Source organism: Marinobacter sp. L-80, from assembly GCF_056859395.1.
On record NZ_JBSXOI010000054.1, the window covers coordinates 1 to 21,778 of the forward strand.

Here is a 21,778-nt window from a genome sequence, read left to right on the forward strand (position 1 = left end):
GTGGCGAGAAGGTCAGTTTTTGAGGTATCATTTTGGATAGCGGCTTTTAGTGTGGGTTTTTGTGTAGGAACTTGAATTCTAACACTTTAAGCCGCTTCTTCCTTCCTCATGCTACCTTCTTCATGAGAAATCCGGGCTAGATGGCGCCCTAATGTTGATTTTGTCGTCTTGCAGCCTATGGGACGACGTTGAGAGTGAGAAGCTTAGCCTGATTCCGGCTGAGTTAGATCGGTTGTTTGCGCTGTTGCAGATTCAAGGTGCATACGATAGCAATGCCTTTCAGGAAATGCTCTTCCGGATTTCAGCGACCATTCGAGATAAGGGTTTGGATGAGATTCGCCCAGCTTTTGATCACGAATTGATTGCTACATTGGCAAAGAGACGACTGACAGAAGTTGAAGAGCCTTTCAAGTATGCATTCTTCAAGCAAACGGGAATCGGCCTGAATACTCGCTTTAAACGGTACTTTTTTGCCAGAATTGATGAGTTCCTCGCCAGGGAACTTAACCTCAATATGAAACACAGTATTTCCGATCTTGTCTCGAAGACCGGCGCGAAGACTGGCTTTCATATCGAGCATATCCTGGCGCACAACGAAGAAAACATGGCACTATTCGAGGGTGATGAAGAACGTTTCGACATGGAGAGGAATAGGCTAGGGGGCATCTTGTTGCTAAAAGGAAAGGACAATATATCGAGCAATAACGAAGCCTATTCCGACAAACTCAAGACCTACGCCAATACACTCTATTGGAATGAAACCCTTCGTGCTGATGCGTATAAATCAAAACTAGATATGACTCAGCTAAAGGAAAGGTTTGGCCTAGAGTTAGAGCCTATTGACCATTTTGGCCCTGATGCACTCGAAGCGCGCCAGAAATTGTTGTTCAAAATAGCCTCCATCATATGGAGATGATTCCGGCCAGTCTTCGAATCAAAAGGTTGGATTGGATTGTTTCTCTTCCGTGAAAGACCTTGGCGATTCACGCCTGTCGCGGCTGACCAAATCCTTTACAAGGAAGCTAGTATCAATGCCTTTGCAAAACAGAGTCCTCCCTCAGGGTTTCATTGAACGCCACATTGCCCGGGGCACGTTCATGGGGAATCGTGGGGTTCTTCATGACAGGAACAAAGAGCTCAAGCGCTTATTCAAAACCAAGGCCTGGATCATTTGTCTGCTAGAGTTCAAGGGTCGGAAAAGGGAGTTGATGTCCCCGAAATCCTATACAGAACTTTTCTTTCTCGATGAGGTTACGGCGCTTGCGGCAGGCCACCGACCCTGTGCAGAGTGCCGGCGGAGCCGTTATAACGAGTTTCGTAATGCATGGATGGAAGGGAATAAGTTGGATGGGGGGGCAGCAATCCGTGCCCGGGAAATGGATGAAGTTTTGCACCGGGAGCGAATTGAGGATGAAAACAAAGTGACGTGGAGAGGCCGGCTCTTGGATCTGCCTCATGGGACGATGTTTGAGCTTGATGAGAAGAGCTACGCTGTTTGCGACGGCAAAATGCTGGAATGGAGCTTTGACGGGTATAGCTCCGCAGAGCAGGAAACATTCCCTGATTGTGTTGATGTCCTGACCCCACGCTCAGTGGTGAATCTTTTGGCCACAGGCTTTCGTCCGGAGTTTCATTCCAGCGCAAAATCGTAAGCGGCGGGCTGAATCCAAGGGCACGTTTTGGAATATCAGGAGTTGGAGAAATTTACGGAAGTTAAGGGTTTAACTTTATTCGATTCGTTGGGTGCGCCTGATTGGGATCTATGTTTGGAAGCTTGCAATGAGACAGAATTGCCCATTTTGCTCCGTCAATAAAGCATCAGAACATGAACCATTGCCATCCAATAAGTTAGCTCATATCCGCCTGGATGGCTTTCCGGTTTCTAAAGGCCATTTGTTGATCGTGCCCAATCGTCATGCCGGAGACTGGTTTGATCTTACCGGTGCTGAACAACAAGCCGTCATGGAGCTGGTCGAGCAGGGCAAACGATGGCTTGAAGAACGTTATCAGCCTGATGGCTACAATATCGGTATGAACTGCGGTGCGGCTGCAGGGCAGACGATCTCGCACATGCATTGTCACTTGATCCCGAGGTATGCCGGTGATCAGCCAGACCCCCGGGGTGGGGTGCGATGGGTCATCCCGGAGAAAGCCGATTACTGGAGTGGCCGGTGAGCTTGCTTGATTACGAGAAGCGCTTTTCGACGCTTCGCCTGAACAGTGGTGGCGCTAATAAGAGCCCTCATAAAGTCGCCATGTTGCAGGCAGTCATGGATCTTATTGAGTCGGGTGAAACGAAGACCAACCAATTCAGATTTGATGAGAAGTTGAAGAGCCAATTCACCAAACGTTTTCAGCCACTGGCCACATCAAATGATCGCAATAATCCCCACCTACCGTTCTTTCATCTTCGCAGCGAGGGGTTTTGGCATCACAAAATCAAACCCGGTCAGCATGGGTCATATGAGCAGCTGACAAAGGCAACATCGCCTGGGGTCGTTAATAACCATATCGACCATGCGTATCTGGATGATGAGTTGTTCGAGTTGCTCGGCAATCAGATTGCCCGGGAGCTTCTGAGATCCGCGCTGTTGAAAAGCCTTGATGAGAAGTCAATTCGTGACCTCCTCAAACCTGAACGTGGCGGTTGGGACTGGTTGGAGTGTGAGTTTTTAGTCAATGATTACGTGACGATGCTAGAGAAACAATTGGTCGGAGCGCCATACAGCAAAGCAGCGCACAGGAGGGCACTGCTGCCGCGTTTGAATAATCGCTCTGAGGGATCGATTGAATACAAACACCAGAACGTAAGTGCTGTGTTATTAGAGTTGGGACTTCCATATATTCCCGGCTACAAACCCGCTTTCAACTATCAGCAACAGCTCAAACAGGTCGTACTGTCATACCTTGCTGGCCACCAGCAGATCGTTGATGAAGTAAATCTCGTCGCCGATAAGGTCGCTGATGAGGCGGAATATTATGATCTTGGTTGGGATTCGGTGTTTGATCCGGAACCGCCAGAGCGTATTCCTCATGTCGCCGAGGGCAGACCCAGCTACTTGGCGAAACGTATCGACTTCTCGGAAAGGGAGCGCCGAAATCAGCATTTGGGTGAGCGCGCAGAAGAATTTGTTCTTCGCATGGAGAAGCAGAGGCTTACCGCTCAAGGAAGACGCGACCTGGCGGCGGATGTGGAGTGGGCGAGTAAAGAGCGTGGCGACGGACTGGGTTTCGACATTCGCTCTTTTGATGCGGATGGCGATCAAGAGCGCTTTCTGGAAGTGAAGGCTACCAACTCCGGGAAGTACTTGCCGTTCTTCGTTAGTGAGAACGAGCGAGCATTTTCCAACGACTACTCCGACGCCTTTCGACTGTACCGGGTTTACGAATTTACCACTGCGCCAAGATTTTTCGTTTTGCCGGGTTCAATTGAACAGCATGTGCATTTGTTGCCTCAAAGCTACAAAGCTCGGTTTTAATGCGAGATTTTGCCCCTCGCTATGCTCCGAGATAGAAAAACCACTAGTCGGGCGTTGATTCTAATAGACAGGTTGCAGACACAGAGCTTATCAGGGCGCTCACGCCTGTTTACCTTTTCTTGAAAGTTCGGGTCAGAGCCTTTAATTCCGAGGCGACAGGTTTATAACTGGAAGTCTATTCATGCAAAACACACGCATCGCCATCATCGGCGCCGGCCTGGCGGGTTTATACGCTGCATATTCACTGGAGAAAAAGGGCATCAAAGACTATGTCCTCCTTGAGGCCAGGGAGGTTCTTGGTGGACGGATTGCAGGTAGTGAGGGCTTCGATCTCGGGCCTGCCTGGTTTTGGCCCGCGTTCCAGACCGATATGGCGCGACTGGTCGATGAACTCGAGCTGAAGACGTTCCGGCAGTTTGAAACCGGCAATATGCTTCTGGAACGTTCATCCAATCAGCCGCCTGAGAGAACGCGTGGGTACACCAATTCTCCGCCATCCATGCGAATTGCCGGCGGCATGTATTCGCTCATTGATGCGTTATACCGGCGGATTGATTCAGCGCGAGTTGTGACGGGCCAGGCGGTTCGCCATCTGCGCATTGCAGATCGACATGTGGAGCTGGTGAGCGAGAATGCGAACGGGGAAACCTTTAGCCACTTTGCAGAACATGTGCTGTTGGCAATGCCACCCCGATTAGTTGAGTCGCAGCTTACGTTTTCGCCGGCCTTGCCGAATGAGCTTGCAAGACAGTGGCGAGAGACAGATACCTGGATGGCCCCTCACGCAAAATATATTGCCGTGTTTGACCGGCCTTTTTGGCGAGATCAAGGGTTATCCGGGGAGGCTCGAAGTGCAGTTGGGCCGATGGTTGAGATCCACGATGCCTCTACTCAGGAAGGGAAGGCAGCCTTGTTTGGTTTCCTGGGTGTGCCTGCTGACGTGCGCCGTCGTGTTTCTGAGGAAGAGCTTATTACTGCTTCCCGAACACAGTTCGTGCGGCTCTTTGGTTCGCAAGCGGAGAATCCAGAGGCAGAATTTATCAAGGACTGGGCTAAAGAGTTTTACACCGCCACCCATACAGATGAAAGATCCTCTGGCAATCACCCTACGCCTGCCTTGTCGCCGAGCTCAGGTGCATGGGCTGACCGATTAACCGGCATTGGCAGTGAGTGGTCACGTGAGTTTACGGGCTATCTCGCCGGCGCTATAGATGCGGTAAATCGCGGTTTAGAACACAAAAAACTCAACCCATCAGGATGATGCCATGCCCGAATCACCGCTTGCCCAACCCTTGAAGCTCCCCTGCGGAGCCGTCCTGCCGAACCGACTTGCAAAGGCTGCCATGACCGAGGGGCTGGCAGACGATCAGCTACACGCCACCTGCCGCCATGAAACCCTTTATGGGCGCTGGTCCGATGGCGGAGCAGGGCTGTTGATTACTGGCAACGTGATGATTGATCACCGGGTGCTGGAGCGGCCGGGTAACGTCGCGATTGATCCGGCGCCGGCTGAAGGCGAGCCGGAGGGTATGGCGCAGTTGCGTGCCTGGGCCGAGGCGGGAACCCGCAACGGCAACCATTTGTGGATGCAGATTTCCCATGCCGGTCGGCAGTCGCCTCGATACGTGACCACACGCCCGATGGGGCCTTCGGCGGTGCAGCTATCGCTGATGGGCAACTACGCTCGCCCACGGGCACTCACGGAGCCGGAGATCCTGGACTTTATCCAGCGCTTTGCCAACGTGGCCCGGATTGCCAAAGAGGCGGGTTTCACCGGCGTTCAGGTGCATGGAGCCCATGGGTATCTGTTGTCGTCTTTTCTGTCGCCGGTCACCAACCAGCGCACCGATCGCTGGGGTGGGTCGCTGGAGAATCGCGCCCGTTTCCTGCTCGAGGTGGTGCGGGCGACGCGTGCCGCTGTGGGGCCGGAGTTTCCGGTGGCGGTAAAGCTGAATTCCGACGATTTCCGCAAGGGCGGGTTGACGCTTGATGAGTCTGTGAACGTGGTGCGCTGGCTCAATGAGGAGGGTATTGATCTGCTGGAGGTGTCCGGCGGCACTTATGAACAGCCGCGGCTGCTCGGGTACAGTGGTGATGCCGACACGGCGAGCGACGGGCCGGCCATGCGGGAAAGCACTCGCAAGCGGGAGGCTTACTTCCTGGATTATGCCCAGACGATTCGAGAGGTGTGCGATTGCCCGCTGATGGTCACCGGTGGATTCCGTACGCGCACGTTGATGGAAGAGGCGATTGCCAGTAGCGAAACCGACGTGATTGGCCTTGGCCGGCCTCTCTGCACGGATCCCGATACGCCCAAAGATCTGCTTGATGGCCGCATCGATAAGACGGTTTGCTACGAAGATTACGTCAAACTTGCTCAACGAGGGTTTTTCTCACCAGCGAGTCCGCTGATGCCAATCAAAGTCATTAACGTGTTGGGCGGCCAGGCGTGGTACTACCAGCAGATTTTCCGGCTGGCGGATGGCGAAGAGGCTGATCCGGACCTGGGTATCCTCAAGGCCGTCGGGGCTTTTGTTAAGGATGAATTGAGCCGGTCCCGGCGGGTGAAGAAGGCCCGCCTTACCTAAAGATGATTCTCTGGATCGACCGGGGAATAAACCGGGTGATAAATTCGGCAGCGTAGGTCTGGGGTGTAACCAGGTATCGAGGCTTGGGTCGTGTCGCCTCTGCTGCCCTGACAATCTTTTTCGCGACGTCCGACGCACTGGCTGTAAAGGGCTTGATTCTGGCGCCTGGCGCGAGCGCTGCTTCCATTGCCTTGTACTTTTCCCGGTGCACGGCGCTGGCCTGGCCAAGCACGGGCTGCAACGCGGCCAGGGCATGCTCTCTGAACCGGGTCACCACGGGGCCCGGGAGCACCAGCGAGATACTTTCCAGGCTGTTGCTGCCCTGTTCATCAAACCAGAAACTCTCATGGGCCGTGTTCATCGCGGATTTGGCGGCACAGTAGGCGCCTTTCATTTTCTGGGGCGCGATGGAGAGAACGGAGCTAACCGCGATGACCCGCAAGGGTTTACCGTGCTGTTCGCAGAGCCCCAGGCAGACAGCAGCCAGCTTGATGGGGCCGAATACGTGGGTACTGAACTGCTTTTGCCACATGGGTTCGGAGAGATCGCGAAGCGCGCCGAATTGCCCGTAACCGGAGTTGTTGACCAGAATCACCCGCTCGGCTGCTGCAATTTCCGTGTCCAGAGCGCCCGCAAGCCCTTCGATCTGGTCAAAGGACTCTAGATCCAGCGCCAGCTCCAGATCGGCAGACTCGACACCAGCTGGCTGTCGGGACAGGGCGATCACCCTGTAGCCTTTCCGGGCAAAGAGGGCGCAGGCTTCACGGCCAATGCCGGCGCTGGCACCGGTTATCAGAGCGAGTTTGGTCATCGGATCAACCTCCAATCCTGCATCCGCAGCTGAAATTCACCAGCCTGTCGTCCGGAAACAAAAAGGCTGACCGAAGCCAGGTGCGAAAGATTCAGTGCTGCCTCATCGGTCAATGTTTTGCCGCGCCAGGTAGGGATGAAATCACTGAAGGGGAGTCGGATGCGGCTCCATTCTTCTGTACCTGGTGTGAATGCATGCTGGTACACAATGCTGCGCCGGTTGGTGCTGTTGCGAAGGCCGATCTTGTAGGTTTTTCCGTCGCCCCGAGCAAGAAGCTCGATACCGGTGTAGTCAGCTGCATCGAAAGGTTCCGGCAGGTCAGCTTTCACAGACGAAAATCCGCCGCCGTTGTCCAGTCGCACAGTGCCGTGAAAGACGCCAACGCCGCCCTCTGCAAGATCAACGGTGCCGTTAGACTGCCCGCCCATCACGCGGTCACCGAGGGGCTGCCAGGTTAACTGGCTTGCCTCTGAATGGAACGAGACAAGTATCGGGTTTTGCGTGGCGTTCCCGGAAATATCCCGGTTCTGCATAGAGTTACCTTCGATAGTTCAAAAACGTATTAAGTGTCGTTCGCCGCAATAGCTTACTGGCTATCCAGTACTTCCGCGGTCAGTGGATGGCGAGCTGGAAAACCATCATGCCCAGAAAGGCCAGTACAATCACAACACCAACTGAAGCCGGCTCCAGCTTTTTATTAGCATCCGGCAGAAGCTCGGCAAACACCATCCAGATCATAGCACCCGCAGCCAAACCAAGGCCGAAGGGAAGCATGGGTTTGAAGGTACTTACGAACAGGTAAGCGGGAATGGCCATCAATGGTTGCGGCAAGCTGCTGAAAATACTCCAGCCGGCGGCCTTGGTGACGGACATGCCTCTTGGCACCAGGATAAGTGCAATGGGTGTGCAGCTGTTTCTGTGTTCCGGGAATTATCGGTAACTACCGAGGAATCCTCGGTTATTGCCTGTTTTCCCAATAATCTGGCTCGCGATGAAGATTCATAACAGCAAGAATGAAAATGCTGTTCTTCTTTTCAACGTAAAGAACGCCATAGGGAAATCGTTTGACGAGTGAGCGACGAACAGGCTTTCGAATGAAGCTCCAGGCCTGGGGGAATTTGACAGCTCTGGCTACTGCTTGCTCGACTTGCTCGGCGAGATCTACTCCGAGGCCAGTTTGAACTGATTCGTAGTAATCGATTGCATCATTCAATTCCGCTTCCGCTGCGGGGTGAAAGGAATAATCCATTATTTCTGCAGCCTGCTCCGAATCTTTCTAAAAACCTCATCGCCGGGCACAGGATTCACCCTGCCGGAATCCAGGTCGTCCAGGCGGCACTTGGCAACTTCTACCCATTTTTCGTCAATACTGGCTTCGTTTGGGTTTAGGCTTTTCAATAATGACTCTATAACCAGCGCTCGTTCGTCGACGGGAAGAGCGCTAGCCTCGTCAATTAAATCCTGAAGGCGCATATTTTTTGCTCCAAGAGTGGTGAGGGGCCAAGTACGGTATCCATATTAACGCTTTATGAGTTATTTTGCTTCCCAGCCCATACGCAAATCCAAGAATAACCGTGGTACGCCCTTGAACGACTATCTCGACAAAATCCTGCGTGGCCAACCGATTAATTATGAAGCCTTCCTGAAAAAGCTTCCGGAGCAGTTTCGCCGGCGCCATCGGGACATGTTTGCCACAGAAAAGGTCCAGTCCAACCGATGGCTGGTCACGGTCCGGGATGAAATCGCTTTCGCGGAGCTGCAGAACGTCGCGGAGGCTCCCTTAAACAGAGTAGACGCCGCTAGAAAAGGTGACTCTCATCGCCATGGTACTGAGGTAAGTTTTCTTCTGGTTTACCATGGGGTATTGGCATCCAGCCGTCCGGATGTGGTTGTTATCAAGAGCGATTCTGTTGACATCGGTTTTCAGCGCGCCGGCTCCGTGCTGGTAATAGAAAACGAGCGTAACTTCTACCAATATCAGCAGATGCTGAAGTTTACCGGTGAGGCTCTTGGCTGGGCCTTGCATCTGGCGGACTGCGATGTGGTATTGGGCAGTGGTAACCGGGTGACCCGGCGCGCGATTCTCGACTGGTTGCAGGGCTATGAAGAAGTATTCTGCGCATTCGATTATGATGCGGGTGGTCTGCAAATGTTCTCGACGATCGCAGCCTCGCTCGGTGACAAAGCCACCTTTGTTCAGCCGCCCGACTGGCAGCCATGGCTGGGCCGGTTCCGCAAACTACCGGACACCACCGAACGATTCACAAGGGCGATTTCGTTGGCAGAGGGGCTTGGTTTTGTACCCCTGGCAGAGGCGTTTCGAGCTACCGGCAAATTTATGGAACAGGAGATGATTCTGGATGAGTGACTCCCAGGGGAGCCCAGGCAATTTCAATTTTGGTATTCGCCGTCTGGTGTTGGTGGATTCCGCCGGCTTCTGTTACGTGGAAATTCCGGTGGATAACCACGGCCTGATCCTGGGCCCGGGCAATCTGGGCAAGTCCAGTCTGCTGAATTCCCTGCGTCTGTTTCTGCTGCCGGAAAACAACTTCAAGAACAGTCGCAAGAAATTCGCGTTCCGCAATGCCAGTGCCGGCAGCTTCTACTCTAACGAGGAAAGCTACCAGCATTATTTCCCCAGTCAGTTCAGCTTCCTGATCATGGAAGCGGAGAACCCGGCGGGGGTGCATTGCCAGATTTTGTACAGGGACAGCGCCAGCCAGCTCAGTTATGCCCGCGCTTTCGTGCCGGTTGGTTACGACCAGCTGCGGCCGCTGTTCTGGAATGGCGATGGTGAGGACGGAATCGGCCAGGCGGTGCCGGAGCTGTCGTTCAGCCGTTTGTCCGAGGCGCTGAAAAAGTTCTCCAAAGATACCCGACTGGTAAATGAACCGGCCAAGCTTAAACAGATGTTGTACAGCAGCGAGCTAATGAACGCCGATGCGGTGCGTTATTCCGTGCTGCCCCTGGGTGAGTCCGACGAGCGCCGGGTGCAGTCGCTGCGCACGCTGATCCTGTTGCTGTTTGAAATGAAGGCAGACGATCAGGCCATGTCCAACGCGGTGGCCAGCATTATCGAGGCGGACAAGAAGTTTGCCGACGATGCCTTCGATTTCAATATCGATGAGTTTCTCAACCGGCACGATCAACTGAAGCAACAGCAAATCCAGCTTAATCAGATTGAAAAAGAGCGTTCACGGTTCGAGAAGCTGCAAAGGGATTATCAGGCCTACCAAACCCTGCTTCGCAGCCAGCACGATTTTGCGGCTTTCCGGGATGGCGTCACCCATGCCTTGCAGGATATTGGCGCCAGGCGTAAAGCCGCAGTAGAGGCGTTCAATGAACAGAACGAGACCCTGCGCCATGTGCTGCAGGCTCTGAAAAAGCTGGAGCAGGACGCCAGCGGCTTGAAAGGCGAAATTCGTTCCGCCGATCGGCGTATCAAGCAGGCGGAGCAGAACCAGAAAGATGGCGAACTGCTGCTCTCTCAATATGGAGATAATACGCTTCAGGAAATCGAAGACATCCAGAAAGAGGAACTCGATGGCAAGAAAGGGCACCTGGCCGCGCTGAAAAGTGCCGCCCAGGCCGAGATCCGGCTGGAACAGATCCAGAAAAAGAAGCAGGAGCTTGAGCGCAAGCTGGAATCCCTGAAGGAACGGGAAAGCAAGCAACATTGGCAGCTTCAGAACCAGCTGGACGAGGCCACTGCCGCACCTCTGCGGGCGGTGGACCCCCGATTGGTGATGGCGAGCCCCGGCCAGGATCTGGATGCCGACAGCAAGGCGGCCATCGAGGCATTTGCCCGGCTATTTGTACCCACTGATAAAGGCTTTGACTGGTTCGATGCCGAATTTCAGGCCCAGCCAGCGCGGCAGACCGACTTTGCAGAGCAGCGCCGGCATATTGAGGGTGAGCTTCATGGCCTGGAAAAGGAGCGGGCCGAGCTGGCGGACACCGCAAATCAGGAACACGATCGGCCACGGTTGATCGAGCGCACGGAAAAAGAGATCCGTGCCATCGAAAAGGATCTGGATACCCTGAGCCGTTACCCGGCAGCGGCCACCACTCTGCGGGACGCTACTGACGAGAAACAGGCGGCGGAGGAACAGCTGGCCAAGCTGGAAGAACAAGCCCGCTTGGAGCAGGAGAAGCAGGATGCGGTGCAGCAGAAGGCCGCCAAAGCCAGGGCTGAAAAAGAGCGGATCGAGGAGCGGGAACGGGAGCTGGCAGGCCTCAGCCGAAGCGTTGGCACGGTAGAGCACCGGTTCCCGCATCTGAAAGCCGTGGAAGCGGAACAGCCGTTGGACATTGAGCAGGTGTCTGTCGCGTCGTTTGACGACCTGCAAACCCAGCTGGACGACCTGGAAGAGCGCCGTCGCAGTATCCTCGACCACCTCCGTCAGTTCGTGTATCTCGGCATCCACGAAGACACCGAAGGCGAATTGCAGAAAGACAGCCCCGCGTCATCGGCTATCCGGGAAACGTTCAAAGGCCTCTCAGATCTGTTTGCCGGCATGGCAGAGCGCTGGAATGTGCTGGAGCAGCAGGTGGGTATCCACAATGAAACCGTGGCCAGCTACCGGCAGGCCCTGAAATCCAACCACGAGCACATTGCCCGTTTCGAGGCGCAACTGAACCGTGAGCTCGAAGGGGTGCGCATCAACGATCTGGTGGAAATCCGCGTGGATATTCATACCGATCCGAAATTCCGCAATCTGGTGGAAGAAGCGAACAACATCGACCCCTATGGCAACCAGCTGCAGTCGGACGCGTTTTATGACCGTTTGCGGGTGTTCGTGGCGGACTTTTTCGGGGAGGGCGGCAGCAAGCGCCTGACCATGGACAAGGTGATCACCGGCATTTCCTACAGAACCCGGAAGGAAAACGCCACAAGCCTCGACAAGAAGGGCCAGTCCACCTCCACCACGGCCCTGATCAATCTGGAACTGGTGTACCGGCTGCTGAAACGGGTGTTGTACCCGGGCGTTCAATTGTCGTTCCCCATGGTGCTGGATGAGCTGGCCAGCGTGGACATCAGCCAGATGCCCTCGCTGCTGGAGCGGTTACGCAAGCAGGGCTTCAACCTGTTCTCTGCCGCCACTCATAGCGCCAGCGCGGAAGTGATTTACCTGATCGGCCGACACCTGGAAGTAGGGCAGATGCGCACCGCGAAGCCTTACAGCCCGCAACGTACCCTGGTGTTCTGGGGTGGAGCGGAGGGCTTTACCAACGGCGAGGCCATGAGCCACTGGGCTGATCAGACCCAGGCTAGCCTGATGGAGCAGGTGGATGAGTAAACGGTTCAGCACCCTGGATACCACCCGGCTGCTGTTCGAGCACCCGAAGATCCTGTTCCGGATGATCGAACGGATGGACCGGAACGAAGCCCGGTATATCCGTGAGAGCGATCTGGTGGCCGAGGTGATGGACTATACCCGCACCCTTGGCAACGCCGACCGGGATCGGGTGCGTTTTGCGCTGAATACCGACAATCTGTTCCGCAGCGGCCTGGTGATCGACATCATCAAGGCCGAAGGTGAGCGGCGCCTGGTGTTTCAGGATGCCCTGATCAACCTGATGCGTGCCTGCAACGCGTCGCTGTACCAGGAACTGACGGATGCTCGGCTTCGCGGCCATCTTGTAACCCTTCGGGACGTGCGCAATCGGCTCGAGACCAGCTCTTTCAGCGACGCCGATCCGGACTACACCGAACTGAGGGATGATCTGAACGAGCGGGTGAGCCAGCTCATCGGTTTGCTGCGCCAGAATGTCCTGCGCATGCAGACCATCAGTGCGCAGCTTGCGGATCTCTCCGGCGACGCCAGCCGGGCGCCCCAGAAATTCCTTGAGTTCCGCCAGAACCTGTTTGAGCAGATCGTTACCCTGTACGAGCGCCACATCAAGCCGACCCTGGTGTTTTTGAACCCGGATACGCGGCTGCCGGATGGCAGCAACCTGTTCGAAACCCTGGAAGCGATGGTGCGGTTGCTGGAAAATCACGGCGATCACAGCCTGGCAGATCAGTTGTTCCGTTCCTCCATTAGTTTGAACGCCCTGTACAAACCCATTCAGGCGGTGGCCCAGGAGGTGGAGCACTTCCTGCGCAAGACGCGCCAGGGCATGGTCCAGTACAACGCCATGGAGCATTTCTACGGCAAGCTGCAGGAACTCAAGGGGGAAACCGAGACCCTCAGCCTGAAACGAAAATGGCTGGAAGGTGGAGACTTTGCCCGCAGCACCGGTTTTCTGATCGGCCTTCGGGCCCAGCAACGACCGAAACACTACGCCTTCGGTGAATCGTCCAGCTACTACCAGCTGTTGTTCAGCGAACTGGAGCTGCGCCTGAACGACCTCCGACGCAAGGCTGAAGTGCCGGTTCTGCAGCAAGTGGATGGCAGTGGTCGCCATACCCGGATTGATGTCCAGCGTATCAACCAGCTCTATCAATGGCTGGAAACCCTGGAACTTCGGCCTACGACCGACCTGGTGCGTGAGCTGCACGGCCGCCTGGACGGCTTTATCCCCGGCTATCGCTTTCCGGACCTGCTGGCGGCGTTAAACCGGCTGGTAAACTCGCCCCCCGAGGGCTTGCAGGTGGTGACTACCAATCGCTTCCGAATCCTCGATCAGTCATCCGACAGTGAACAGTTTGTCTACCGAAAGCGTCGCCTGGAGCAACAGAATGTCTGAATTTGAAGAAATCCTCCCGGCCCACAGCGCCGCGATCTACCGGGAATTCCAGGCCGGCCGGGTGATTGTGCGTGATGTGTGGGACAGCAACCGCTCGGAGTTGCGTGCCAATCCGCTCTACAATCTGCTGTATAACCATCTGTCCCACTTCCGGACCTTATACGAGCACCTGGGCAGCGAGCTGGTGTTCAACGAAACCGGCGCGTTTTTCTTCCTCAAGGAAAGCAGTGACGACGAGAATGAAGAGCACGACGAGAACGCCTTCCGCGTGCAGGTGATCCTGCTGCTGATAGGGCGTTATTTCGCACGCAGCGGTCGGGATCTTGAATACCTTGGCCGGCCCGACGCCGGGCTGAACGAGCAAGACCTATTGGCCCTGGCGAGCGATGAGGAATACCAGGAAATCCTGAGGGCCGCACGGTTTGAGAAAGGCCTGCCGGAAGCCCTGGACTACCTCGATAAACGCCACCTCCTGTTTCGAGCCGGTGCAGGCCGCTGTTTCCTGAGTTCCGCCGGGCTGTATTTTCTGCAGGAGCTGGTTCGGGAGTTTGAACAAGGGTAGTGTTTTCCTGATCAGAAGCTGGTCAGGAATTCTTCAACTTTGTTTGCCGGCATGGGCTTGGCATAGAGAAAACCCTGAGCGAGATCACAACCCAGTTCGGTGACCAATTGGGCCTGTTCATCCGTCTCAACACCTTCGACCAGCACGCTTAGGCCCAGGCTGTGGCCAACGGTAACCATTGCCTCCATGATGGCCATGTCGGCGCTATCCTGCATCGCATGTTGCAGAAAGCTCCTGTCGATTTTGATTCCACAAACCGGGAGTTTTCTGAGATAGACGAGAGAGGAGTGCCCGGTACCGAAGTCATCGATCGAAATGTGCACGCCTGCCTGTTTCAGTTTTTCTAACTGTTTGGTTTGGTTTTCATCGCTGCCGAAAACCTCGTTTTCAGTCAGCTCCACCCCAAGCTGGTGAGGCTGAAGATTGTAACGTTCCACCGTTTCGAGAATATGGCTCGCAAGGTGTGGATTGGTGAGCTGTCGTCCCGAGAGATTGATATCAACCCGCAGGTTTTCCAAAGGGGTTTTCTTCCATGCGCTGAGCTGTTTGCAGGCTGCTTCGATTACCCATTCGCCTATCCGGTTGATGAGGCCAGACTTTTCAGCCACGGGAATGAAAATGGCTGGTGAAACTGCCCGGGATTGACCGTGAAAACAACGAAGAAGCGCCTCGCAGGAGTCGCATGTGCGATCCGCGAGGCTGATCTGGGGCTGGAAAAACAATTCGAGGCCATCGTTATTCAAGGCGTCTCTGAGCAGGTTGGTGATTTCCTGATAACTGACCAGCCTGTCATTGATATCCGGGGTGTAGAAGCACACGCCGTTCTTGCCGGTTTCTTTGGCCTGATACATGGCGGCGTCTGCATTGCCCATCAGCTCAGCCACGGTGGTTCCGTTGTGCGGAAAAAGGCTCACGCCAAAGCTGGCGGTAACCTGGTAGCAGTCGCCTTCCAGATGAACTCTGTGTTCCAGAGCGTCTATCAACCGACAAACAAGTTCATGAATACCTTCAGGGCCTTCGAAATCGAAGATCAGCAAGACAAACTCGTCTCCGCCAAAGCGGCTCAACAGGTCTCCGCCTCGAAGTTCGGCCCTCAAGGTTTCGGCCACCGCTTTCAGGAGGCTGTCACCATGATGATGGCCAAGCGTATCGTTGATAATCTTGAAATTGTCCAGATCGATAAAGACGACCGCCAATTCCTGATGCAGGCGATCAGCCTCATCCAGTCGGCTCGACAACTCGGCTTCCATGAAATGCCGGTTGGGTAATCCGGTCAGGTCGTCAAAACTCGCGCGCCGATAAAGCTCGTCTCTGGCTTGTTTCTGCTCTTCGAGGCTTATGTCGATGCAGAACATCTCACAGGCCCCGCTGTCCTGTTTGATCATCACATGACTTGAGTAAACAGGAACCAGGTGTCCTTCTTTGTGTTTCAGTTCAAGTTCGTCGGCGGGAATGCTGATGTTTTTCTCAAGCCAATTGCGGTGCGCGTCGATCACAGCGTTGCGCATGTGATCGGGGATGATGAGGTCTTCCAAAAGCTGCCCAAGTGCTTCGTCGCGGGAATAGCCGTATAGGCGGGCGCTTGCTTCATTCCAATAAATTACCCTACGGTGTCTGTCGTATCCCTGCACAGCCACCATGGGCAGACTTTCGATCAGCTCGTAAAACCTGTTTTCACTGTCCTCGGTAGCCGATCGACTTCCTTGTCCAATATCCATTGCTTGTCAGCATCCTCATGATTAGCGATAAACGTTTCGCGAAGCGATGATGCAATAGAATGAGAATAGTTCGGGATCCCAGGGTTATCTAGTTGGTTTACTGATCGGTAGGGCGGTGCTGTCTTTAGAGCGGCGTTGCAGTCTGCTCTGCGGTTTCCTGCTCCAGCTCTTGCTCCAGCCTGGCGATACAGCGATCGAATGCCCGGCTGATCCTGGTCTGGTCCTTGATCATGGCCAGCCGTGGCCATGTGGCCTGTTCACCGAGATTGATATACATCTCGAGATCTTCAGGGCTCGGGTTGGAGAGGACCTTTCGGTAAAGGGACGCCTTGGGCGGGAAATGGATGTTGATGTCCCCGAGGTATTGCTGACTGGTCATGGCGTAGGCCTGCTCGATGAGTGGCCGTGGCTTCTGCTGGGTGCGGGTGGGGGAGACGGAGATATTCAGTGTTCGGCCACTGTGCTCATAGGCTTCCTTGAAACTGACGCTGCCCAGATTGTGCTGGAGATGCTCCTGAAGTTGGCGTGGATCCATGGCATGGCCGGCCCTCAAGCCTTCCGTGACGCCGAGCCAGCGGAAGGCATTCAGGTGAATCCGTTCCGGATGGTTAAAGAACTCTGCCAGTTCCTTGTCGTTCCGTGTGCAGATGGCACCCGCCACGATGGCACCCATGCTGGAACCGGCCATGACATCCGGCAGCAGATCCTGTCGCCAGAGCGCCCGGGTGACACCGATGTGGTAAATACCAAAGGCCGCACCACCGCTGAGCATCAGGGCCGGCCGGCCATAGACCCGCTCGGCGTCCTGAAACATTTTCAGTTTTCGGGCGGTTGTCACTTCCGGAATAGGGTGGTCGCAAATGAATTCCATGGACGTCTCGACGGCATCCAGGAATTCACCCACCAACCGATTGGTGCCGCTGCGCGCCACGGTGTAAAGATCGGGATAGGATAATTCGCCCAGGTGACGGTAGAGGCTCTCCTGAAGGATCCGGATCAGTCGCCGCGTGTCGCCATTCTGCCGGCAATGGTCCATGAGGCCCATGTGCTTGCGCATCAGGCTTTCATGCAGCATCCCGGTCTCTTCCTGCTCGCGCCAGTCCAGCAGCCCGTCCATGTCATCGAGCGCGGTAGCGGCCTCGCACCAGTGCTCGTAGTCGTGGGCCTGTTCCAGTTGCTGCTGGAGCTGTTTTCGGGTCTTCAAGGCGTGTTTCATGCTTTTTACCTTAACCCATACGGCCCAAGCTGTGCAGAGGCTGGTTTCCTGGCTCCGGGTTATTTGCTATGTTTAGGCCCGTGGGTTGGGTTTTATTACCAATCAGACATGTCTGCGGGAGAGACTGAATCCCTTGCGATCAGCGCCGAAGGAGCAACTGCCCCGGAAACTCTCAGGCAAAAGGACCGCTGGCATGAATACTTTCCGAAGAGCTGTCGACAATCGCGTCAGTCGGCACACCGAAGGAGCAAACGACCGTTTTCGTTAAAACGGCTCGTGAATCTCTCAGGTCCCGTGACGGAAGGGGTGCTTTCTGCCATTTCGAGCAGGGAGGAAACCCTTGGCGCTCACGGAGATTGGAATGAAGCGAATCGCAGTAATTGGCGGTGGTATCACTGGTATTACCACGGCCTACACCCTTGCCAAGCGCGGGCTTGACGTTACGGTTTACGAGAAGCATCGCTATGCGGCGATGGAAACCTCCTTCGCCAACGGTGGACAGCTCTCTGCTTCCAACGCAGAGGTCTGGAACAACTGGCAGACCGTGATGAAGGGCATCAAGTGGATGTCCCGCCGGGATGCGCCACTGCTGGTCAATCCCAAGCCGTCCTGGCACAAGCTGAGCTGGTTCGCCGAGTTCATTGCCGCCATTCCCCAGTATGAAAAGAACACCACGGAAACTGCACGCCTGGCCATTGCTGCCCGTGACCACCTGTTTGCCTGGGCGCAGGAAGAAGGCATCGATTTCGACCTGAAGAAGCAGGGTATCCTGCACATCTACCGGGACAAGGCCGGGTTTGATCACGCTGAAAAAGTATCGCGCCTGCTGGCGGCTGGTGGCCTTGAGCGCCGGTCGTTGACCCCGGAGGAAATGAAATCCATCGAGCCGACCCTGGCCGGCAACTATTACGGCGGGTTTTTCACAGAGAGTGACTCCACCGGTGATATTCACAAGTTCACCAATGGACTGGCGGATGCCATCAAGCGGCTGGGCGTTAAAACCTGTTATGGCCACACGGTGACCGAGCTGAGCGCCGATGAGCGTAATGCCTGGGTGACCGCCCACGATGGCACCGAACAGTCCCGGGACACATTTGACGGCGTGGTGATCTGTGCCGGCGTCGGCAGCCGCGGGCTCGCGAAAAAGCTGGGTGACCGGGTGAATATCTATCCGGTTAAGGGGTACTCAATTACCGTGGAGCTGGACGACGAAGCCTCGCAAAAGGCGGCACCAACCGTCAGCTTGCTGGACGATGCTACCAAGATCGTCACCAGTCGCCTGGGCGATGGTCGTTTCCGGGTTGCCGGTACCGCCGAGTTCAGCGGTTACAACCGCGATATCAAGGACGACCGCATCCGCCCGCTCACCCGTTGGGTTGAGCAGTGCTTCCCAGGTGTCTGTACTCGCAAGGTAGTGCCCTGGGCAGGCTTGCGGCCAATGCTGCCGAACATGATGCCAAGGGTTGGGCCAGGTCGCCTGCCGACCGTGTTCTACAACACCGGTCACGGTCACCTGGGCTGGACGCTCTCTGCGATTACCGCTGAGTTGGTCGCTGAGAGCGTTACCGGGGATAGCCGGTAATCTCGCGGATTTTCCGGTACAGGGGTTGAAGCTGAGGGTACATCTTCAGATAAACCTCGGAATACAGCCGCTGGTAAAGAGCCCGGGTTTCTTCGTTGGGATGAAAAACGTCGCCAACCCGGGTCATCTTCGCCACGGCGGTGTCGAAATCCGGATGCAGCCCTAGCCCGACAGCGGCATCAATGGCGGCGCCGAGCCCGGAGGTCTCATAGGTGTGAGGCCTCTCGGCCGGCAGCCCGAGCACATCGGCGGTGAGTTGCATCGCCGCATCGCTCTGTGAGCCACCGCCGGCCACTCGCAATTTCCTGATCTTCACGCCGCTTCGCTTCTCGATTTTTTCCTTTCCTTCCCTGAGCGCGTAGGCCAGACCTTCGAGGATGGCGCGATAAATGTGGGAACGGGTGTGAACGTCCCCGAACCCGATGATCGAGCCTTTCGCTTCCGGCCCCGGCTGGCGCACGCCGGGTGACCAGTAGGGCTGAAGCATCAGGCCCATGGATCCTGGTGGCACTGCCTTGACCAGTTCATCGAACAGCGCTTCCGGCTCGATACCTCGTTCCTCGGCCAGTTTCTGTTCTCTCAGCCCGAACTCCCGCTTGAACCAGCTCACCATCCAGAAACCCCGGTAGATCATGACCTCCGTCGAGTAATGGCCGGGCAACGCAGACGGATAGGGCGGCATCAGCCGGATCGGTTCGACGTAACGCTGGCTGGTGGTGTTGATGGTGGCAGTGGTGCCATAGCTCATACAGCCGATATCGGGTGTCAGCCCGCCGGAGCCGAGAATTTCGCAGGCCTTGTCGGAAGCTGCGGCGATTACTGGGAGGCTTTTTGCCAGGCCCAGGTGCTTGCAGGCTTCGTCGGTCAAATGGCCCAGTGTTTCGCCGGGTGCAACCAGCTCAGGCAGCATGGAAGGCTCGACTGGCATCGTCTGCCATTTGAAATCCCGCCGGCCGGCCCAGCGATGCTTTTTATAGTCGAATGGCAGGTATCCCACCTGGCTGCCGGTCGAGTCCCGGAATTCTCCAGTGAGTCGGTAGTTGAGATAGCCGGACAGCAACAGGAAATGCCGGGTTTTGGCCCAGATCTCGGGTTCATTCTGAGCGATCCAGTTGGCCTGGGTTTTTTCCCGGAACCGGTTGATAGTGTCTGCCAGACGTGCAACTTTGAACAGCCATCCCCAGGGCCCTTTGACGGGGCCTTCTACCCTTGCATGGCGCTGGTCGAGCCAGATGATTGCCGGACGTAGAGGCTGTCCATTTTCATCCAGATTTATGACGGTGCCGCGCTGGGTGGTCACGGTAACGCCGGCAACCTGATCCGGTGTCGCGTCTGTGGAGCTCCAGAGCAATTGGCAGGCTTCCGCGAGCTGCTCCCAGAAGTAGTCCGGGTGCTGCTCGGCCCAGCCGGGCTCTCTCGAAAAATAGGGCTCTATTTCCTGCTTGCCTTTGCCCACCAGATTGCCACTGGTATCGAAGAGCAGCGCCCGAACGCTCTGGGTGCCATTGTCGATGGCCAGGATGAGCGGCTCAGCTGGCATCGGAGGCCTCCTGCGGTGGCAGCGAATAGGCGTTGTGATAGATCGACAGATAGCGGGCCTGTTCCTCCTCCCAACGCTGGTCAGCCCAACCAAGCAGCGGCTGGCAGTGGTTACGAATCTGCGGGAGAAGGGCTTCGCCGGCATTCGGTAGTACCATGCCTAACCGCGTTCGTCGCAGAAGCAGGTCATCCAGATGCTGCACATCTTCTCTCCGGCACGCCCAGCAAAGCTCCGCCCAGAGCAGGTTGGAAGCCCGATTTGGAGTGACAGGCTCCAGTGGGCCCGAAGCAAGCAGTTGATCAAGCTCGGGGCCATAGAACCCCTGCAGTCGCTGCCAGCACTGGTGGCTAATGGTGGCTGGCCTTGAGGGGTGATCTGTGCCCTGAAACACCGGTTTGGATGCGGGCCGCAGAACCTTGCTGGCGTCTTCTCCAAGCCCCTGGACGAGTGCCTCGCGGGCGATGACCCGGAAGGTGGTGAGCTTGCCGCCGGCAATGCTGACCAGCCCCCGATTCACCCGAAGTGCGTGTTCCCGGTTTTCATTGGACGGCGCCTTACCCGTACCATCGGTTACCACCGGCCTTACACCGGCCCAGGTTGAAAGGATGTCGCTTCGGGTAATGGGGCTGCCCGGAAACAATCGTGAGGCGATTTCAAGCAGGTAGGCGGTCTCGGATTCAGAAATCACCGGCTCCTGATCCAGGTTTCCCTCATGGTCGATATCGGTGGTGCCGAGAACTGTAGTGCCCAGCCATGGGAAGGCAAACACCGGGCGGCCATCTTCCGGATGAAACAGGGAAACCGAACAGGACACCGGCAGACTGGACCAGGGCAGCACCAGGTGGCTGCCACGCAGGGGCCGGATGTGCATGGTGTCTTCAGAGGTCTCGCTGGACTGCAGCCGATCTGCCCAGGCACCGGTGGCGTTGATGACCAGGGGCGCGAAGACCTCAATGGGCGTATCGTTTTCCTCTGCTTGAATCAGCAAGCCGGATACATCGCCGTTGCTGCGCTTTATTTCACCGGCTCTTGTGTAATTCAGGCACATGGCTCCGTCCCGCCGGGCTTCGGCAATCAGGCGCAGGACCAGGCGCGAGTCGTCGGTGACTGCATCGGTAAAACCGCTGGCGCCGGCGAGTTTTTCGCCCGTCAGGCCCGGCACCCAGAGCATGGATTCGGCCGGGATCAGAAAGTGGCGGCTTCGGTTGCGGGCAATAAAGTCGTAAACCCGAAGCAGTGTCTGGAACAGGCGCGGTCCGGGGAACTGGCCTTTAAAGTGCGGCATGATGAAGCGCAGGGGCTCAATTAACCCCGGTGCTTCCGCCATTAACCGTTCCCGCTCGCGCACGGCGTCCCGGGTAAGACCGTAATGCCCGCTGCCCAGGTACCGAAGGCCACCATGCACCATCTTTGAGGACCGGCTGGAGGTACCCCAGGAAAAGTCCTTCTGTTCCACCAGAAGCGTGCGCAGCCCGCTGCCTGCTGCTTCCCGGGCCACGCCAGCGCCGGTAATTCCGCCGCCGACCACCACCACATCAAATTTGTTGGTCCCTGAGCGCAGCGCATTGAGAATGTCAGTCCGGTTCATA

General features: G+C 56.1%; 20 protein-coding genes and 1 riboswitch. Of the genes, 11 read left to right on the top strand and 9 right to left on the bottom strand.

What is annotated here, in order from left to right:
* The first annotated feature begins 151 nt into the window (after positions 1 to 151).
* From AC13E3_RS06490 to AC13E3_RS06515, 6 genes are all read left to right on the top strand, one after another.
* Entirely contained in the window at positions 152 to 916 is a 765-nt protein-coding gene (locus AC13E3_RS06490; RefSeq protein ID WP_482901834.1) for a GmrSD restriction endonuclease domain-containing protein, read from the top strand.
* Between the two features lie 115 nt (positions 917 to 1,031).
* Positions 1,032 to 1,652 (top strand): hypothetical protein, encoded by a 621-nt coding sequence (locus tag AC13E3_RS06495; protein ID WP_482901835.1) that lies wholly within the window; start codon positions 1,032 to 1,034, stop codon positions 1,650 to 1,652.
* 127 nt (positions 1,653 to 1,779) lie between these two features.
* Positions 1,780 to 2,175, top strand: coding sequence for an HIT family protein (locus AC13E3_RS06500; RefSeq protein ID WP_482901836.1), 396 nt, complete (start codon positions 1,780 to 1,782; stop codon positions 2,173 to 2,175).
* A complete protein-coding gene (locus AC13E3_RS06505; protein WP_482901837.1) occupies positions 2,172 to 3,479 on the top strand; it encodes a protein NO VEIN domain-containing protein in 1,308 nt (435 codons plus the stop codon). The genes AC13E3_RS06500 and AC13E3_RS06505 overlap by 4 nt, the downstream gene beginning before the upstream one ends.
* A 181-nt stretch (positions 3,480 to 3,660) precedes the next feature.
* The gene (locus AC13E3_RS06510; RefSeq protein ID WP_482901838.1) at positions 3,661 to 4,740 is read left to right on the top strand and encodes a flavin monoamine oxidase family protein; all 1,080 of its coding nucleotides are present in this window, start codon (positions 3,661 to 3,663) and stop codon (positions 4,738 to 4,740) included.
* Between the two features lie 4 nt (positions 4,741 to 4,744).
* Positions 4,745 to 6,067, top strand: a complete 1,323-nt coding sequence (locus AC13E3_RS06515; protein ID WP_482901839.1) for an NADH:flavin oxidoreductase/NADH oxidase family protein — start codon at positions 4,745 to 4,747, stop codon at positions 6,065 to 6,067.
* On the opposite strand, the gene AC13E3_RS06520 is transcribed toward AC13E3_RS06515, so the two are convergent.
* From AC13E3_RS06520 to AC13E3_RS06540, 5 genes are all read right to left on the bottom strand, one after another.
* Entirely contained in the window at positions 6,060 to 6,878 is an 819-nt protein-coding gene (locus AC13E3_RS06520) for an SDR family NAD(P)-dependent oxidoreductase (protein ID WP_008171225.1), read from the bottom strand. The genes AC13E3_RS06515 and AC13E3_RS06520 overlap by 8 nt on opposite strands.
* Entirely contained in the window at positions 6,875 to 7,411 is a 537-nt protein-coding gene (locus tag AC13E3_RS06525) for a CIA30 family protein (protein ID WP_008171223.1), read from the bottom strand. The genes AC13E3_RS06520 and AC13E3_RS06525 overlap by 4 nt, the downstream gene beginning before the upstream one ends.
* Positions 7,412 to 7,490: 79 nt before the next feature.
* Positions 7,491 to 7,751, bottom strand: coding sequence for a ZIP family metal transporter (locus tag AC13E3_RS06530; protein WP_199185513.1), 261 nt, complete (start codon positions 7,749 to 7,751; stop codon positions 7,491 to 7,493).
* Positions 7,752 to 7,836: 85 nt separating this feature from the next.
* Complete coding sequence (locus AC13E3_RS06535; RefSeq protein ID WP_482901840.1) at positions 7,837 to 8,127, bottom strand: type II toxin-antitoxin system RelE/ParE family toxin; 291 nt, start codon at positions 8,125 to 8,127, stop codon at positions 7,837 to 7,839.
* Positions 8,127 to 8,351 (bottom strand): addiction module protein, encoded by a 225-nt coding sequence (locus AC13E3_RS06540; RefSeq protein ID WP_008171217.1) that lies wholly within the window; start codon positions 8,349 to 8,351, stop codon positions 8,127 to 8,129. The genes AC13E3_RS06535 and AC13E3_RS06540 overlap by 1 nt, the downstream gene beginning before the upstream one ends.
* A 112-nt stretch (positions 8,352 to 8,463) precedes the next feature.
* On the opposite strand from AC13E3_RS06540, the gene AC13E3_RS06545 reads away from it, so the two are divergent.
* The 4 genes from AC13E3_RS06545 to AC13E3_RS06560 are packed head-to-tail and all read left to right on the top strand — an operon-like array spanning position 8,464 to position 14,133.
* Entirely contained in the window at positions 8,464 to 9,246 is a 783-nt protein-coding gene (locus AC13E3_RS06545) for a hypothetical protein (RefSeq protein WP_482901841.1), read from the top strand.
* Positions 9,239 to 12,178, top strand: coding sequence for a hypothetical protein (locus AC13E3_RS06550; protein ID WP_482901842.1), 2,940 nt, complete (start codon positions 9,239 to 9,241; stop codon positions 12,176 to 12,178). The genes AC13E3_RS06545 and AC13E3_RS06550 overlap by 8 nt, the downstream gene beginning before the upstream one ends.
* Positions 12,171 to 13,571, top strand: a complete 1,401-nt coding sequence (locus AC13E3_RS06555) for a hypothetical protein (protein ID WP_008171211.1) — start codon at positions 12,171 to 12,173, stop codon at positions 13,569 to 13,571. Before AC13E3_RS06550 ends, AC13E3_RS06555 begins: the two co-directional genes overlap by 8 nt.
* Positions 13,564 to 14,133, top strand: coding sequence for a condensin complex protein MksE (locus AC13E3_RS06560; RefSeq protein ID WP_273082263.1), 570 nt, complete (start codon positions 13,564 to 13,566; stop codon positions 14,131 to 14,133). Before AC13E3_RS06555 ends, AC13E3_RS06560 begins: the two co-directional genes overlap by 8 nt.
* Positions 14,134 to 14,144: 11 nt before the next feature.
* On the opposite strand, the gene AC13E3_RS06565 is transcribed toward AC13E3_RS06560, so the two are convergent.
* Both AC13E3_RS06565 and AC13E3_RS06570 read right to left on the bottom strand, forming a co-directional pair.
* The gene (locus AC13E3_RS06565; protein ID WP_482901843.1) at positions 14,145 to 15,851 is read right to left on the bottom strand and encodes a putative bifunctional diguanylate cyclase/phosphodiesterase; all 1,707 of its coding nucleotides are present in this window, start codon (positions 15,849 to 15,851) and stop codon (positions 14,145 to 14,147) included.
* A 124-nt stretch (positions 15,852 to 15,975) separates the two neighbouring features.
* Entirely contained in the window at positions 15,976 to 17,067 is a 1,092-nt protein-coding gene (locus AC13E3_RS06570) for a DUF3336 domain-containing protein (RefSeq protein ID WP_288367339.1), read from the bottom strand.
* 105 nt (positions 17,068 to 17,172) lie between these two features.
* A riboswitch (glycine riboswitch) is annotated at positions 17,173 to 17,265 on the top strand.
* A 163-nt stretch (positions 17,266 to 17,428) separates the two neighbouring features.
* Between AC13E3_RS06570 and AC13E3_RS06575 the strand changes: the two genes are divergently transcribed.
* Positions 17,429 to 18,649 carry a D-amino acid dehydrogenase gene (locus tag AC13E3_RS06575; protein ID WP_482901844.1) on the top strand — a complete coding sequence of 407 codons (1,221 nt, stop codon included), beginning with the start codon at positions 17,429 to 17,431 and terminating at the stop codon, positions 18,647 to 18,649.
* On the opposite strand, the gene AC13E3_RS06580 is transcribed toward AC13E3_RS06575, so the two are convergent.
* Together AC13E3_RS06580 and AC13E3_RS06585 are read right to left on the bottom strand one after the other, a co-directional pair.
* The gene (locus tag AC13E3_RS06580) at positions 18,630 to 20,189 is read right to left on the bottom strand and encodes an FGGY-family carbohydrate kinase (protein ID WP_008171202.1); all 1,560 of its coding nucleotides are present in this window, start codon (positions 20,187 to 20,189) and stop codon (positions 18,630 to 18,632) included. The two genes, AC13E3_RS06575 and AC13E3_RS06580, sit on opposite strands and share 20 nt — an antisense overlap.
* Complete coding sequence (locus AC13E3_RS06585) at positions 20,179 to 21,777, bottom strand: glycerol-3-phosphate dehydrogenase/oxidase (protein WP_482901845.1); 1,599 nt, start codon at positions 21,775 to 21,777, stop codon at positions 20,179 to 20,181. The genes AC13E3_RS06580 and AC13E3_RS06585 overlap by 11 nt, the downstream gene beginning before the upstream one ends.
* Position 21,778: the final 1 nt, after the last annotated feature.